The sequence below is a fragment of the Buttiauxella sp. JUb87 genome, assembly GCF_004361975.1.
Lineage (GTDB): Bacteria > Pseudomonadota > Gammaproteobacteria > Enterobacterales > Enterobacteriaceae > Buttiauxella > Buttiauxella ferragutiae.
In genome coordinates, this window is sequence record NZ_SNVY01000007.1 from 96,948 (window position 1) to 112,620 (window position 15,673).

Here is a 15,673-nt window from a genome sequence, read left to right on the forward strand (position 1 = left end):
GAGTTTACTCACTGAGATGCGTGTCCACTCATGGTGGGTATGATTATTACAAAATTCCACAGGCTCAGGCGGTTCATTTATAGCCCACATTCAGCTTCAGTTAAGTCCACTCTGCTTTAATCCTCACCAAAATCCAGCTACGTCTCTGGTGTTTCTTTAGCTCACAACAGGGTTCTACTCGTTCAATGATCTTGCTGCTTGAATCTGATAAAGCGTGCGCAGACGACGTTCTCACTCATCTCAGTGAAGAATATGCCTGTCGCGTTGTCTGGCAGACAAGTTTGCCTGACATAGACGCTTATAATAATGCCAGTTCTCCGAGCCTGGTCATTCTGGGGCGAGGTCTGTCTCAATCGCAGGCTCTTGCCTATATTCGCCAGTTTAATGCGCTTCCTATTCTGTTGATTAGCCATGTAGAGCAAGCGGAATGGGCGAGCACTGCCCTCGGGGCTGGGGTGAATGATTATTTACTTTATCCCTTTAGCCTCCAGCAACTTAGCCAGCAGATAACCCGGTTGCTCAATGCCAATTCGTTGCAGACCCAAGGAATGATCATGGGGTCTCCTGCTTCTCGTCGCTTGCAGACCATGGCGCATCGAGTGGCTCTCGCTGACGCTCCTGTACTTATTCGAGGAGAAACGGGGACGGGGAAGGAGATGCTAGCGCAATTCATTCACACCAACTCTATGCGGAAGTCCGGCCCCTTTGTGGCAGTCAACTGTGCCGCGATTCCTGAGAGCATGCTGGAAGCTATTCTGTTTGGCCACGTTAAAGGGGCGTTTACCGGAGCTTATACCGGGCAGGTCGGAAAATTTGAACTCGCAAACCACGGAACCTTGTTCCTGGATGAAATCGCTGAGATGCCACTGTCTTTACAGACCAAGCTGTTGCGTGTGCTGCAGGAATGGGAGGTGGAGCGTCTGGGCAGCAATAAAGTGATTCCGCTCGATGTTCGGCTTATCACCGCCACTAACCAGAATCTTAAAGAGGCAGTAAGCAAGGGCTACTTCCGTGAAGACTTGTTCTATCGGTTGGACATCTTGCCACTCGTCATCCCTCCATTGCGTCAGCGTCGTGAAGAGTTGGATAGCTTAATCGCTCACTTCGTGCAAAAGCATGGCGACCATACCTTTGCTCACGCCGTTAAATTAAGCCCATGCGCTCAGCAGGCATTATTGGCACACAATTGGCCGGGCAATATTCGGGAGCTGGAGAACCGCGTACAACGTGCTCTGGTCATGTGTCGTGGCATTGTGCTGCTCGCGTCTGACTTCGGTTTATTTGCCTGCCCTTCCGGGCAGGGAAGCAGTGTTGTTGCCCCGATGGTTCGCTCTGAACACAGCCCTGTTGAGTCTTTGCAGGAGAGTCGCAAACACGGTGAATTCCAGCATGTTTTAGAAACCCTACGCAGTTGCCGTGGTCATCGGAGTATGACTGCCGAGGCTCTCGGCATTACTCCCAGGGCTCTGCGTTACAAACTTGCCGAGATGCGGCGAAGAGGCATCATCGCAGATGATGCATAACACTAGTTTAATTACCTGGCTCATATTATGAACTCAATAAACGACACGCAGCAGGCGATGATGCAGCGCATGGCTACCATGCAGGCAGAAGTTCAGCAACCGCTAATAGCGCCTTCGTCGCAGAACAATACGCAAAATACCTCGTTTGGGAGTGTTTTTCATGCCGCCCTTAATGGCGTTGATCGTCATCAGCAAGATGCGGCAAACCTGGCGACGCAAATTGAAACAGGGGCCAGCGATGATCTTACTGGTGCCATGATTGCCAGTCAGAAAGCCAGCCTCAGCTTCTCGGCCCTTACCCAGGTCCGTAACAAGCTGATGACCGGTGTTGACGAAATCATGAAGATGCCGCTGTAAGATGGGACGTAATGAGCAACCCATGAGGCAAAAATTCAAATCCGTTTGGGGCAACATTAGTCAACAGGTGCCTAATATATCCACGCTACGTGGAAAAGGCCCCCAGTTTATCCTGCTGGGAATGCTGGCGTGCCTGTTGGCAGTACTCGTTGTCCTGGTTCTCTGGTCTTATCAGGGGAATTATCGCCCTCTTTATGGTCAGCAGGAGCGCTTCGACAGCGCCCAGATCATGTCTGTCCTGGATCAGGAAAACATTCCCTATCGGCTGATGGAGACGACTGGGCAGGTACTGGTGGAAGAAGATCGCCTGTCGCAGGCGCGCATGCTACTGGCGGCTAAAGGCGTACAAGCCAAACTGCCAGTAGGGCTGGAAATGCTGGAAAAGGATTCCACTCTCGGGACCAGCCAGTTTGTTGAAAATGCCCGTTATCGTCGTGGGCTTGAAGGCGAGTTGGCCCGTACCATTATGGGATTAGAAGGGGTGAGCTATGCGAGGGTGCATCTGGCTATTCCTGAGAAACAAATCTTTCTGCGCAATAACGAAGAGCTTCCTTCTGCTTCCGTCATGCTCGAACTGGAACCCTCTACTCGGATGGAGGCTGGGCAAGTTCTGGCTATCGTAAACCTGATCAAGGGAAGCATCTCCAATCTTGCTACCAAAGACATCTCCGTCATCGACCAATATGGCAATTTGCTCACGCAGGATCTGAACGATGAACTCTCTGGTGCCAAGTTAACCGTCCATCAGTTGGATTACCAGAAGCAGGTTGAGCGTAACTACGAGCGCCGTGTCAGCGAAATGCTACGTCCTGTGCTGGGGAACAACAACTACAAGGTACAAGTTACGGCACAGCTGACCTTCGATGCGGTAGAAGAAACCCGAGAAGCCCTTGATGAGAGCCCTGTCATACGCGAAGAACGTGTGCAGAAAGACTCGTCCCAGGGGGGGCAACTGAACGGTATCCCTGGTGCGCTGAGCAACCGCCCTCCGGTCACCGATCCACAACAGCAGGGCAATCAGCAGCCAAACCAGCCAGCGTCGGCTGGGCGTATGACGAATGATCGTGATGAGCAACAGCGCCGCTACGACGTTGGTCGCACCATCACTCACACCAAGTATCAGCAGGGCCGTCTGAATAACCTCAGTGTGTCGGTGGTACTCAACCAGACGGTGTCACCGGAAAAAGGCTGGAGCGCCGAGCAATTGACCAATATCCGTCAAATGTCTCTGGATGCCGTGGGCTTTGATAAAGAGCGTGGTGACCAGTTCAGCCTCAATGTATTCCCCTTCTCGGAAGATGGCATCAATCCGTCATTGGATAGTAAGTGGTGGCAGGACCCAGTCTTGCTGATCTACGCCCGCTATCTGATAGGAACCATCCTCGGCCTGTGTCTGATCTTCTTCGTCATCCGCAAGCTAATGCAGCATCTGATACAGCGTAGCCCGGTTAGCGCTACTGCTGCGACCGGAACCGCGTCTATCGACAGTGGCGAATCGGGTGGCAGCGGGAAAGCGAAAGAAGAGGATGAATATTTCAGGAAACATAACCGTAACATTGAGTTTGATAACCTGACTGAACTTCCTGACACCAACTCGCCTCTGCGGGATAAATTGGCCCACTTGCAGCTATTGGCGGACCATGATCCTAAACGGGTAGCGGAAGTGTTGGAACAGTGGATGAATACCAGATGATGATTAGCCATGAGTGAAGAGATCGAACAACAACCGCTTAAAAATGCTGAGCAGGCCGGGCTGTTACTGTTGACGCTCAGTGAGCACCAGGCCGGTAATATTTTGCGTAGCCTGAGCCGCGAGCATGTTCAGGAGATAGTCCGGGCGATGACCGAAGTGGGTCATGTTAAGAATCAGCACCTGGAAAAGGTGCTGTCTCGCCTGTTTGTTGACTATCGCGAGCTTAGCGGTATCTCCCGTGCCTCCCGTGGTTTTCTTGAGCGCACCCTGGACGTCGCCCTTGGCCCTGAGTTGGCTAAAGGGGTGATCAATGACGTCTATGGCGAGCAGATCAGGGAAAACATGCATCAATTACAGTGGATTTCCCCGGCTCTGATCGCCTCCAACTTGCAACATGAGATGCTGCCGTTGCAGGCGACCTTCCTGGCTTTATTACCGCAGGAAGTCTCTGCTGAGGTCATGAAATTCTTGCCACAGGCACAGCATAATCGGCTGATCTTGAACATGGCTAACCTGCGTGAAATTAATCAGAACATGGTTGCTGAGCTGGAGAAGATCATTCAGAAGTGCCTGACCATGGTTCAGCAGGGTGTTCAAACATCAGTGAGCGGTATTGAACAGGCTGCAGGTCTGATTTCCCGCTATCACGGCAACAGCGCCCAATTGCTGGAGAACGTGCGTGAGCATGATCAAGGATTGGCCGAGGAAATAGAAAACAACATGTATCGGTTCTCTATTTTGGAGCGTCAGCCTGAGGCCACGATAGTGCGGCTGTGCCAGGAAGTTGAACCTGATGTCTGGGCTAAGGCAATAAAGGGAGCAACTCCGTCCCTGCGTCAGGCCATTTTGCGTTGTCTGCCGAAACGACAGGCCAATGCAATCCAGGATCAAATGCGAGTTCTGGGGGGGCTTCCTGCCAGTGTGGTCAGAGCGGCTGAAGCTGAGATCATGACCCGGGTGCGTGAGCTTATCGCAGAGAATGAAGACGCAGAAGATGGCGAGAAGTTCGAGTTTCGCCTCTTCGAAGAGAAGGTTTTGGAGTAACTCATGCCACTGCACAGCAAAAAAGACGGGCCCCCGCGCAGTGTCCATCGCTACCATTTTCCTAACATATCCCAGCAGTCCTCACTGCCGGTCTCTACGCCTGTGGAGCAGCTATACGACTCGCCACAACAGGTCACGGCGAAATATCAGGCTTTGATGGAAGAGGGGCATGAGGCGGGTTTTGCCGAAGGGGTACGTAGTGGGCTTGAACAAGGGAAGCTACAGGGCCTGGAGCATGGTTTACAGGCTGGGATGAAGGAAGGGCGTGAGGCCGGGCTTCAGCAAGCCTACCAGGAATGCAAACCCAATCTGGATGCCGCGCTGGATAAAGTAGAACAGATCTACAATTCCCTCGAGTCCGCGTTGCAGGAAACGCTGGACTGGCAAAGAGAAAGCCTCTGCCGCCTGGTTTCACAGGTCTGCCGTCAGGTATTGCGAACCGAGCTTACCCAGAAACCAACCCAGATCCTGCCGCTTATTGAAGAGACACTGGCGTTGCTGCCTAAGCCACAGGGTTCGGTCTCGATTCAATTGGATCCCGCTACTCACGATTTGCTTAAGGAATATGCACCAGAATCGCTGGAGCGTTGGGCGTTGCAGCCGGATCCTCAGCTGTCACCTGGCAGCTTCCATATCCAGACTGGGTTGGCTGAAGCTGAGAGCAAGTTAGACGATCGCCTTGACCTTTGCGTCGATCAGTTGCGTAACCAACTGGCCGATACCACTGAACTGAATGGGCTGGAGGCATCCAACGTGGAGCCTTGTACCATCTCGCCGCATAACTCGCCATGGCGCAAGGAGGACATGGTGTCCGATCTTTCGTTGCCTGTGGACAAGCTTAGCGACGATGACTTCAGGGGTTGATCCTATGCGCTCTCTGAACTCCTTGCTCAATCGGCTAGAACTTGATGAATACCGGGTTCCTCCTGCACAGATCTACGGGAAGTTGGTGCGTGTCACTGGTTTGCTGCTGGAGGTGACGGGATGCCCTCTATCTATTGGCCAAAGGGCACTCGTTGAAGTGGGTAAGGAGTCCTGGCTTGAAACTGAAGTGGTGGGGTTCAATCAAGATCGCACCTTTTTGATGCCCCTTGAACAGGTCACTGGCTTGTTCCCCGGTGCCAGAGTTTCCCCACAAGAAGGTGATAGTGAGCTGGTTGTAGGGCCAGCACTGCTGGGCCGTATTCTGGATGGTCTGGGTCGTCCTCTGGACGGTCTGGGTCCTTTGGAAGGAGAGCGTATTTCCTTGCATCAACCGCCTTTGAATCCGCTTGAACGGCAACCGATCAAGACCCCGCTTGATGTTGGCGTCAAGGCGATCAATGGCATATTGCCGCTCGGTCGTGGCCAGCGTATCGGACTGTTTGCTGGCAGCGGGGTGGGTAAGAGTGTCCTGCTCAGCATGATGACTCGATTTACCGATGCTGACGTGGTTGTGGTTGGCCTTATCGGGGAACGTGGACGTGAGGTTGCTGAGTTCTTACAACATACGTTGGGTGAAGAAGGACGTCGCAAGGCAGTCGTTGTGGTTGCTCCAGCTGATGTTTCACCTCTGCTCAGGCTCCGGGCTTCCCAGGTGTGCCACCGTATTGCCGAGAGTTTCCGGGACCGGGGTAAGCATGTGTTGTTGTTGATGGATTCCCTGACCCGCTATGCCATCGCGCAGAGGGAAATTGCTCTGTCACTGGGTGAACCACCTGCAACCAAGGGATATCCGCCATCAGTATTCACCCAACTACCGCAACTGGTGGAGAGGGCAGGCAATGGTTATAACTCGGAAGGTAGCCTCAGTGCTATCTACACCGTATTGGTGGAAGGGGATGACCACAATGACCCCATCGCTGATGCGGCGCGGGCCATCCTTGATGGTCACATTGTTTTGCGGCGTGATATCGCAGAGCAGGGCATTTACCCAGCAATAGATGTATCCGCCTCGGCCAGTCGTGTCATACCGTTGATTTGTAGTGCCGCGCAGATCCGGCAGATTCAACAGTTTCGTCGCTACTACAGCCTGTACCAACAGGTACGCGAGTTGATCCCGCTGGGGGGGTATCAGGCGGGGCATGATGAGGAGATGGACAAAGCTGTCACGCTATTCCCGCAGATGCTCGAATATTTGCAACAGTCTTCCCGGCAGGGGGCGAATTTGCAGCAGACCCAGGCTTTGTTACAGGAACTGATGGAAGCGGGTAATAAATGAAAGCCCTCAACCAACTGCACGGCATACAGAGCCGCAAACTGGACAAAGAGAGCAGGGAGCTTGCCACGCTTGAAACTCGCAGAGTCGAGGCACAACGCTCGCTGGACGCGTTGGGGCAATATCGCCGCGAAATGTCGCGCCTGCCTGATTATAACCCGGCCTTTTCTCTGCATAACCGCAGCATCATGCATCGTCAACTGGGCGATCTGATCGATAAGCAGCACGACGAGCAGGTTGCGCTCAAGCTCTCAATTGTTCAGCAAAAGAAGGAAGTGCTGAATGCCTTCGTCGCCAGAAAAAGCAGTGAAATCATGCTGGAGCGGCTACAGGCTCGCCAGGCTCTTGAGGCGCAGAGGCGAGAGCAAAATATACTCGATGAGCTGGCCCTCAACCGGGCACGGCTTGTCACCCTGGACGGGTGGTAATACTCGGCCTCATCACCATCTTTTTGCATACACAACCTTCTAAATACCTAACCTTTTTGAATTAGAGTGAGGCACAACATCATGACTAAGCCGCTTAAAATTGCTATCGACGACGGTTCAACCAACGTCAAGGCAAGCTGGATAGCCAATAAGACCCTTAAGAGCATCATTTCTCCTAACTCTTTTCGTAAGGACTGGAAGAGCGCTGCCTTGCTGCGGAGTAAGCAGGTCTACAACTATGAAATCGGGATTAACAAGTACACCTATGACCCGACCTCGGAGAAGTCTCTTTCCACCACGCATATTGACTACCAATATGGTGATCTGAATCTGCTGGCGGTGCATCACGCTTTGTTGCAGACCGGTCTTCCTCCTTGCGATGTGGCTATTACCGTGACCCTGCCTATCACCGAGTACTATCAGCAGGATGACTGCCAGCGTAATGACGCGAACATCGAACGCAAAAAGCAAAACTTGATGCGACCTATCAGCCTGAACAAAGGCGAGTTGTTTAACATTGTCAGCGTCGATGTGATGCCTGAAAGCCTGCCAGCCGTACTGACCCGTCTGATGAACTCTGGTGTGAACCCTTATACCAAAACGCTGGTCATCGACTGCGGTGGCACGACGCTGGATATGGGGCTTATCGTCGGTGAATTTGACGAGATCTCTGAGGTTTACGGCAACCGTGCGCTTGGCGTTTCTTTAGTGACTGATGCTGCGCGCACCGCACTGGCTGCCGCCGACAGCGAGTCTAGCTATTTGGTCGCTAACGAACTTATTAAACGCCGACATGATGCTAACTTTGTGCGTGAGGTGATCAACGATGAGTCCCAGATCGCGCGCATTCTTGAGAAACTTGAACGTAAAATTGAAGAACTGGGTCATTTTGTAGCGGAAGAAGCAAAGAAATTTGCCCGTAATCCTAACCGAGTGTATCTGGTCGGCGGTGGTGCTGCTCTTATCTACCCTACTATTCAGGCCAGTTACTCGACCCTGGGTGAGCGTGTCATTTTAGTTGAAGACTCCCAGTCTGCACTCTCTCGCGAAATCTGTCTCTATATCAGCGATGAGGATGAGGTGTTCAGCGAAGCCCCCGTCATGCTAGAGGTTGGCCATGTCTAATCCAGTCAGTGAGGTTCAGATTACCCTCAAGCTGGATTCAAGCCAGGCGAGTGATCGCCTGGCTCTGGCGTCATTACAGCGCTGGTATCAGCGTGGTAAAATGCTCAATAGTGATAATGACGCCTTTGATTTCTTCCAGTTGCAGATGCACAAAGACATTTACCTGTCGGGGTTGTTCCTGAGTCTGCTGGATCCCAACCTGGTCAAATCCCTCTCCCAAAATCTGCAACTGCACCGCCTGGACCCTGAGTTCCTCTATAAAACCCTTGAGGAACATCAGTTAACACCAGGGGCCGGGAAACCGACGGCCAATCCGCTTGACTCATTAGCCCCCGACGATTTGGCTACGCGCATTGCCGATCAACTTTATCCTCTACTCAGCGGGAAAGATGAGGCGGCTGGCTTCAATGAGCCAAGTGGACAGTTGCAGACGCAGGCAAATATGCTGAAACAGTTGCAGGAGCAGAGCCGCCTTTTACAGCAGCAGGCGAATCTACTCGACATACTGGCATCAGCTGGTGCGGCAAGCCTGTCTGAGTCTACAGCAAGCATGCATCCGGCCACTCCAGTCACTCAGTCCAGCCCAGCAGCTCAGGCCAACCAGACAACTCAAAGTACTCAAGCTAACCAGGCACTCGGTGGGGGTCAGCTGCATGACCTTTCGGAAACGGCGGCGAAGGTACGCAAGGTCAGGGCAAAAGGTGTCTTCTGACGCCTGGCCCCATGTTCGCTCAAATCTGATCCGGAGTATCCCAATGAAGTATCTGCTCAGCTTGTTCATGCTCATGTTGCCACTGTCCACCCTGGCCAGTCCTTTGCGTCAGGACATCTCCAGTTTCAAGTCATGGCTTATTACCTGCGTGGTTGTGCTTCTGGTCGGCGGAGTGGTATTTCTGCTGGCAAAGAAGAAATCGCGTACTTCCTGGCGTAGCGGGGGGGAAATGCGAGTTCAGTCGGTGCTTTCGATGGGCTTGAAGGAGAAACTTGTGCTGGTTCAGGTAGAAAATCAACGCTTACTGTTGGGGGTCACTCAACATCAGATCACTCTAATCAGCAACCTGACCGGGCAAAATCAGCAGCAAGAAACGCCTACGGCTTTTACGCCACTGTTTGAGACAACCAGGACACCTGAGCCATCAGGCGAGGAGCGAAAATAATACAGAGTGCCTCAAGACCCTGAGCGGGGTGGCTGCTCCGTCTTAGGCTGATTCCACTGGCTCAGAGGATCTATTTTTGCACGCCACTGCGGTTTGATATCTTGCGATGCTTTCTCCTGCTCCTTACTTTTTTCTGGAGCACTTTTCTGGCTTGTCGTTGTTCGCTCAGAATAAAGATCCGCTGATCCTGGCGTCTTCTGCACCAGTCCGACTCCCCATCCCAGGCTTTTCAGCTCATTGTCAGAAAGTGCTCGTCGCTCGGCTATCAGGAGGGGAAGTGCCGGGGGTTCTTTCTCCATGAACTGCATGCTGTTGCCTGTCCCGAGGACTTGATGAGCCCGTCTTCCCCAGCCTGCTGGCATCATCAAAACGACCCGACTGCCACGAGGGGCGACCGCATTTTCCAGACCCGCATTGTAAAAACTTAGCTCATCAGCGGTGCGCCCCAGTTGCCTGGCAAGCCAGGCCAGACTGACGCCATCTTTGACATGCAGGGCTATCAGGCGAGACTCCTCCGGTACCGTCGGCAACTTGATTTTTCCATCCCGGTAAAGCCGTACCAGTGCCAGTATTTTTGGCACATACTTTTTGGTTTCTTCCGGTAGCGACAGGGACCAGAAGTCGGTCTGTCGGCCTTTGGCACTGTTTTGCTCCATGGCTGAGCGAACCGTCCCTTCTCCAGCATTGTAGGCGGCCAGAGCGAGTAGCCAGTCACGTTCAAACAAATTGTACAGATAGTTCAGATAATTGAGTGCCCCGCGCGTAGAGGCCATCAAATCTTTGCGTCCGTCGTACCAGTCTTGCTTGATAACACCATATTGTTGCGCAGTTTTTGGCATCAACTGCCAGGGGCCGGTGGCCCCAACCGGTGAAATTGCGTAGGGGTTGTAGCCGCTCTCGATCAGCGGGACGAACATCAGTTCCAGCGGCATTTTGCGCCGCTGGAGTTGGGTGACGATGTAGCGAATAGAAGGGGCTGAACGATTCATCATCCCCTGGATTTTAGTGAGTTTTTCGTTGTAGAAGCTCTCATGAAACGCCACATCCGGATGACGAGCCTTCCAGGACATGGCGCTTTTTTTTGCCCCAGTGAGGGCATCCTGCGACAAGAGTGGTGCTGGCATGGCCAGCAAAGACCCCGCCAGTAGCGCCTTAACCCAGAATTCCTTTGACTTCGATATGGAGCTCATCAGGAACCTCATTGAATGAAAGAACGTGCAGACCCTTGGCAAAGGTACGGGAATAGCGGGCGAGCAGTGGACGCAGTTGCGGCAGCACCAGTAGGATCGGTGACCAGCCTTGTAAGGACATTTGCTCTTTAACGCTTGGCATACGGTTTTGTAACTGTGCCAGCAACTGAGGCTCAATCGGGAAGCTGTCGGCCGGTACACCACCGTTGCGTTGTGCCTGGGTGGCGGCGTTGAGTAGCATGTTCTCCAGCTCATCGGAGAGGGTGAACACTTGTACTGTGGTCGCATTGCCGATCAATCCATGCAGAATGGTGTGGCGCATGGCACAGCGGGCTTCGGCTGCAAGTAGCAAAGGATCTTTGGTGAGCTCGGCACCATCCACCAGACTCTGAGCCATCGTCCGTACGTCCATCAGGGAAACCTGATCTGTCAGCAAGTTGCGGTAGACCTTCAACTGTTGGTTAGCGGTTAATTTTGCGGTGAGCTCGTCGGCCAGTTTTGGAGCCAACTGGCTCAGACGCAGTTGCAATTGGTGCACATCGTCGAGTTGCAGGAGCGCACCAATATTGCTGCGGATGACCTTGCTGATGTGTGTCCCTATGATGGTGGCCACATCGACGACGGAGTAACCGAGGTTGAGTGCCTTAGCCTTGTCTGCGGGTTGAATCCAAACGGCGTCCATTCCATAAACCGGTTCCTTGGTCAGGAATCCAGGGATCTCCCCCAACAGTTCACCTGAGTTAATTGCCATGAGCCTGTCCAGCATGACGTCCGCTACGGCCACCTTGACGCCGTTAAGGTAGATGGCGTACTGGTTTGGTTTGAGCCCCATATTGTCTCTGACCCGTACTTCTGGCAGTAGAAATCCGGCCTGTTCGGAAAGGGTCTGACGCACACCGCGCAGACGTTGGAGCAATTCAGCCCCCTTGTCGCGATCGACGAGGTAAATCAACTGATAACCCAGTTCCAGCCTGAGCAGATCGGTGTAGGGGATATCGCTCCACTTCAGTTCATTTTCCAGCGGGCGGGTAAAGCGCTCCATCTGATCCTGATCAGCTGGCGCGACCTTTTCAGCTTTATGTTGTCGGGTTTTCCAGGCAGCCCAGGCAAGAATACCGGCAAAAATCAGGAAGACCAGGGTTGGCATACCCGGTACCAGCCCCATCACCAACATGACGATAGCAGCGGTAAAGATAACCGGCGGAGAGGCCATCAACTGGTCGCGGAACTGGATGGTGATATCGTCGTCAGAGTCTGAAACTCGGGTAACGACGATGGCTGCAGACACTGCAAGCATCAGTGAAGGGATCTGGGCGACCAGGCCGTCACCGATGGAGAGCAGGCTATACACCGACATAGCTTCAGAGAAACTGAGTCCATGCTGGAAGACACCAATGGCCACGCCACCGAAGAGGTTGATAAACAGGATCAACAGGCCGGCGATCGCATCCCCTTTAACGAACTTGGATGCACCATCCATTGAGCCATAGAAATCGGCTTCCAGGGCTATCTCGTCACGGCGCTCCTTGGCCTGACGCTGGTCAATCATGCCAGCGTTCAAATCGGCATCGATGGCCATCTGTTTGCCGGGCAAGGCGTCGAGGGTAAAGCGCGCGGCGACTTCCGAGATGCGTTCACTACCCTTGGTGATAACGATGAAGTTGATGATCATCAGGATGAGGAACACCACCATCCCCACCACATAGTTACCCCCGATAACGACTTTACCGAAGGACTCAACGACCTTACCGGCCGCATCGGGTGACTCGTGACCGAACTGCAATACCACACGGGTGGAGGCGACGTTCATACACAAACGCAGCAACGTGGCGATCAGCAGCACGGTCGGGAAGATAGAGAAGTCCAGTGGACGCCGGATAGAGAGGGCGACCAACAGAACTATCATGGAAAGCACGATGTTGAAAGTGAAGAAGCCATCCAGCATAAATGCCGGCAATGGCAGCACTATCATCGCCAATAGCGACAAGATCAGCAGAGGAATCGCGATGAAGCTACGCGAGGTACCTGCAAAAAGGGTGTTCAAAAATTTCACGGGTCACCATCAATATCTTAATGAATCAGGGATCTCGACTGACGAGAGCGGAGCCGGCTGGTCGCCCTTGCCGAGACGAAAGGCCTTCAGACGCAACACATGGTGCAGTATTTGCGCCATGATGACGTAAAGGCCGGGAGGGACCTGCTGATTCACACGAGTTGTGTAATAGACTGAACGGGCCAGCGCGGGTATCTCCAGCACTTCCACTCCCAGCGACTGAGCCAGAGAGCGCATCTGTAGCGCCATATGGTCTTCACCTTTGGCAATGACAAAGGGGGCATCACATTTTTCAGGATCGTATTTGATCGCTACTGCATAGTGTGTCGGGTTAGTTAGTACAACATTGGCCTCGGGCAAGGCGCGGCGCATTGAACGCATCGCCATCGACATTTGAATACGGCGAATGCGCCCCTTTATTTCCGGATTTCCCTGCAAATTCTTATGCTCTTCCTTCAGCTCTTGCTTGCTCATACGAAGCCCGCGCAGATGGTTCCATAACTGATAGGGGGCATCGAACATACCGATAACCAACATCGCCAGAGCCATATAGAACATGCCATCCACCAGGATCTTAATGCCAAGTTGGGTAGCATCTTTCAGCCCGGTGTAATAGAGAGCGGTAATTGCGGCCATGACTGAGCTGGTATAGATCAATACCGTGGCAGTAATTAACACTATCTTCATTACCGACTTGGCAAACTCGACCAGAGACTGCACGCCAAAGATTCGTTTAAACCCGGTCATGGGGCTTATCTTAGAGAAGCGGGGGAGCAGCGGGTCCAGTGAAAAATTCCAGCCCCCCATCATAATGTGCGCCACGATGCCAAGAATAACGATGAACCCCGCCAACGGTAGCAAGGCCAGTAGTGCCTCAAAGAGGCTATGCCCCAGGTGCCTGGCCATCTGCGCGGGATCGGTTATTTCCTCACGGGTCAACGACAAGTTAAAGGCCATTATCTGCTTTAGTGCCTCGCCAATCTGGGTAAAAAGGGGCAATGCAAAAGAAGAGATAGCGACCAGACTGATGGCCATGGCCAAATCCTTAGCCCTGGGGATCTGCCCTTTTGCTCGCGCTTTATCAAGTCGGTGGGATGAGGGTTTTTCGGTCTTTTCCGTACTCATTTTGCGCCTCCATAGTAACCGCGAGCACTCAGGAAAATATCCTGCGCCAGGTCGGCGAACCGATCAGGTAATCCACTGATAGTGAGCAAAATACAAAACAATCCGCACACCAGAGCCATGGGAAAACCCAATACAAAAATATTGAGTGACGGAGCGACCCTGGAAAGCACCCCAAAGGTGAGGTTGACCAAATACATGGCGACCATGGCAGGCAATGACAACATCAGAGAGGCTGCCAGTACCCAAGAAAACAGCTGGATCAGGTTGGATGAATTCACATTGAACAGGCCATCACCCACCGTCCAGATCCTGAAACTCTCCACCAGAATCTCCAGCATTACCAGATGACCGTTCATGCTGGCGTAGAGCAGTAGTCCCATATTGCTAAAAAAGCTGCCTAACACAGGGATAGCAAGACCATTAACCGGGTCATTCATCCGCGCCATGCTCAGGCCCATCTGCATGGAGAGCAGTTCACCGACCAGCACCAGCACTTGGATTAAGCAAACCGGAAACAGCGCCATCATCGCACCCAGGACGATTTGCTCAATGCTCAGAAAGACAGCGTGCAGCGATAGGGGATCGACCGCAGGCATCGCGGGTAGCATAGGGGCTGCTAGTACGGCGATAAGCAGCGCCAGCATGACCCGAACCTGTATCGGGATCAGCGGATATCCCAACAACGGCAGGACGGCGAAGGCACTCCCTATGCGCAGGAAGGGCCACCAGACGCGCCCATAGGCCTGCAATAATTCAGCGGCAGTAATTTCTAACATATCAGTGCATTGAAGAGAGGATGTACTGATTGATGCTGTTGAAAAGCTCCAGCATCTGTTTGACCATCCACTGTCCCGCGAAAATGATAACCAGCATGGTGACGACGAAGCGGGGCAGGAAACTCAGAGTCTGTTCCTGAATTTGGGTCACCGCCTGAATAATACTCACCAGTAGCCCCACCAGCATACCTGGCAGGACGAGGATACAGACCAGCATGATGATGGTGTAGGTCACTTCCACCATCATTGCCATCAGATTATCAGGGGTCATTGAATGCCCCCAAAACTCATGGCGAGGGTGTTGACGACCATGCTCCAGCCATCAGCAAGGACAAACACCATCAGCTTTATCGGCAGTGAAATGATCACCGGAGAAAGCATCATCATCCCCATCGACATCAACACGGTCGCTACCACCATGTCGATGACCACAAACGGAATGAATAGCATGAACCCTATCTGGAATGCCGTTTTCAGCTCGCTCAGCACAAATGCAGGCATCAGGATGGAAAAACTCACTTCCTGCGCGGAGGTGGTACGTGGCTCTCCCGCGACCCTGATCATCAGATCCAGATCGGTTTTTCTTGTCTGCGCTAGCATAAATTTTCGAATCGGCTGTTCTGCCCGGGAAACCGCTTGTAGCAGCGTGATCTTGTCTTCGTCATAAGGGACAAAGGCATTCTGATAAATATCCTGCCAGATGGGTTTCATCAGCAGCATTGTCATACTGAGTGCAATGGAGATCAGCAGACGGTTGGATGGAGAACTCTGTAAGCCTATCGCTTGACGCAGTATCCCCAGGACGATGATGATCCTGGTGAAACAGGTCATCAGCAATAGCATGGAGGGGAGTAACCCCAACATGGTCATTAGCAACAGAACCTGCAACTTGACTGAATAGTCCTGTTGCCCCTCTCCATTGGTAATGCTCAAGAGTGGGACGTCGCTGGCAAATGCTACTGCCGGCATCAAGCCGAGCAGCAGAAAAAGGAATACTGCACTCAT

At 52.8% G+C, this 15,673-nt stretch carries 16 protein-coding genes; 10 read left to right on the forward strand and 6 right to left on the reverse strand.

Annotated features, from left to right (window positions below; all coding sequences use genetic code 11):
* The first annotated feature begins 185 nt into the window (after positions 1-185).
* From EC843_RS19510 to EC843_RS19555, 10 genes are all read left to right on the forward strand, one after another.
* Entirely contained in the window at positions 186-1,523 is a 1,338-nt protein-coding gene (locus EC843_RS19510) for a sigma-54 dependent transcriptional regulator (RefSeq protein ID WP_064544109.1), read from the forward strand.
* Between the two features lie 27 nt (positions 1,524-1,550).
* Positions 1,551-1,880 carry a flagellar hook-basal body complex protein FliE gene (gene fliE / locus EC843_RS24985; protein WP_064544111.1) on the forward strand — a complete coding sequence of 110 codons (330 nt, stop codon included), beginning with the start codon at positions 1,551-1,553 and terminating at the stop codon, positions 1,878-1,880.
* Positions 1,881-1,902: 22 nt separating this feature from the next.
* On the forward strand, positions 1,903-3,573 hold the full coding sequence (fliF, locus tag EC843_RS19520) for a flagellar basal-body MS-ring/collar protein FliF (protein ID WP_074388531.1): 1,671 nt from the start codon (positions 1,903-1,905) through the stop codon (positions 3,571-3,573).
* 9 nt (positions 3,574-3,582) lie between these two features.
* Entirely contained in the window at positions 3,583-4,617 is a 1,035-nt protein-coding gene (locus EC843_RS19525; protein WP_064544113.1) for a FliG C-terminal domain-containing protein, read from the forward strand.
* A 102-nt stretch (positions 4,618-4,719) separates the two neighbouring features.
* Positions 4,720-5,481 carry a FliH/SctL family protein gene (locus EC843_RS19530; protein ID WP_166642080.1) on the forward strand — a complete coding sequence of 254 codons (762 nt, stop codon included), beginning with the start codon at positions 4,720-4,722 and terminating at the stop codon, positions 5,479-5,481.
* A gap of 4 nt (positions 5,482-5,485) precedes the next feature.
* Positions 5,486-6,817 carry a FliI/YscN family ATPase gene (locus EC843_RS19535; RefSeq protein ID WP_064544117.1) on the forward strand — a complete coding sequence of 444 codons (1,332 nt, stop codon included), beginning with the start codon at positions 5,486-5,488 and terminating at the stop codon, positions 6,815-6,817.
* Positions 6,814-7,242 carry a flagellar export protein FliJ gene (locus EC843_RS19540; RefSeq protein WP_064544120.1) on the forward strand — a complete coding sequence of 143 codons (429 nt, stop codon included), beginning with the start codon at positions 6,814-6,816 and terminating at the stop codon, positions 7,240-7,242. Before EC843_RS19535 ends, EC843_RS19540 begins: the two co-directional genes overlap by 4 nt.
* An 81-nt stretch (positions 7,243-7,323) precedes the next feature.
* Entirely contained in the window at positions 7,324-8,367 is a 1,044-nt protein-coding gene (parM, locus tag EC843_RS19545; RefSeq protein ID WP_064544121.1) for a plasmid segregation protein ParM domain-containing protein, read from the forward strand.
* Complete coding sequence (locus tag EC843_RS19550) at positions 8,360-9,079, forward strand: hypothetical protein (RefSeq protein WP_064544123.1); 720 nt, start codon at positions 8,360-8,362, stop codon at positions 9,077-9,079. The genes parM and EC843_RS19550 overlap by 8 nt, the downstream gene beginning before the upstream one ends.
* 43 nt (positions 9,080-9,122) lie before the next feature.
* Positions 9,123-9,524, forward strand: coding sequence for a flagellar biosynthetic protein FliO (locus EC843_RS19555; RefSeq protein WP_064544125.1), 402 nt, complete (start codon positions 9,123-9,125; stop codon positions 9,522-9,524).
* A gap of 11 nt (positions 9,525-9,535) precedes the next feature.
* Here EC843_RS19555 and EC843_RS19560 read toward each other — a convergent pair whose 3' ends face one another.
* From EC843_RS19560 to fliP, 6 genes are read right to left on the reverse strand one after another with little or no spacing between them, the layout of a single operon-like run.
* Positions 9,536-10,714 carry a transglycosylase SLT domain-containing protein gene (locus tag EC843_RS19560; RefSeq protein WP_064544127.1) on the reverse strand — a complete coding sequence of 393 codons (1,179 nt, stop codon included), beginning with the start codon at positions 10,712-10,714 and terminating at the stop codon, positions 9,536-9,538.
* Positions 10,677-12,767 (reverse strand): flagellar biosynthesis protein FlhA, encoded by a 2,091-nt coding sequence (locus tag EC843_RS19565; protein ID WP_064544130.1) that lies wholly within the window; start codon positions 12,765-12,767, stop codon positions 10,677-10,679. Before EC843_RS19565 ends, EC843_RS19560 begins: the two co-directional genes overlap by 38 nt.
* A gap of 9 nt (positions 12,768-12,776) precedes the next feature.
* Positions 12,777-13,892 (reverse strand): flagellar biosynthesis protein FlhB, encoded by a 1,116-nt coding sequence (flhB, locus tag EC843_RS19570; protein ID WP_133522907.1) that lies wholly within the window; start codon positions 13,890-13,892, stop codon positions 12,777-12,779.
* On the reverse strand, positions 13,889-14,668 hold the full coding sequence (gene fliR, locus EC843_RS19575) for a flagellar biosynthetic protein FliR (protein ID WP_064544134.1): 780 nt from the start codon (positions 14,666-14,668) through the stop codon (positions 13,889-13,891). Before fliR ends, flhB begins: the two co-directional genes overlap by 4 nt.
* Position 14,669: 1 nt before the next feature.
* Positions 14,670-14,939, reverse strand: a complete 270-nt coding sequence (locus tag EC843_RS19580; protein ID WP_064544136.1) for a flagellar biosynthetic protein FliQ — start codon at positions 14,937-14,939, stop codon at positions 14,670-14,672.
* On the reverse strand, positions 14,936-15,673 hold the full coding sequence (fliP, locus tag EC843_RS19585; RefSeq protein WP_064544138.1) for a flagellar type III secretion system pore protein FliP: 738 nt from the start codon (positions 15,671-15,673) through the stop codon (positions 14,936-14,938). Before fliP ends, EC843_RS19580 begins: the two co-directional genes overlap by 4 nt.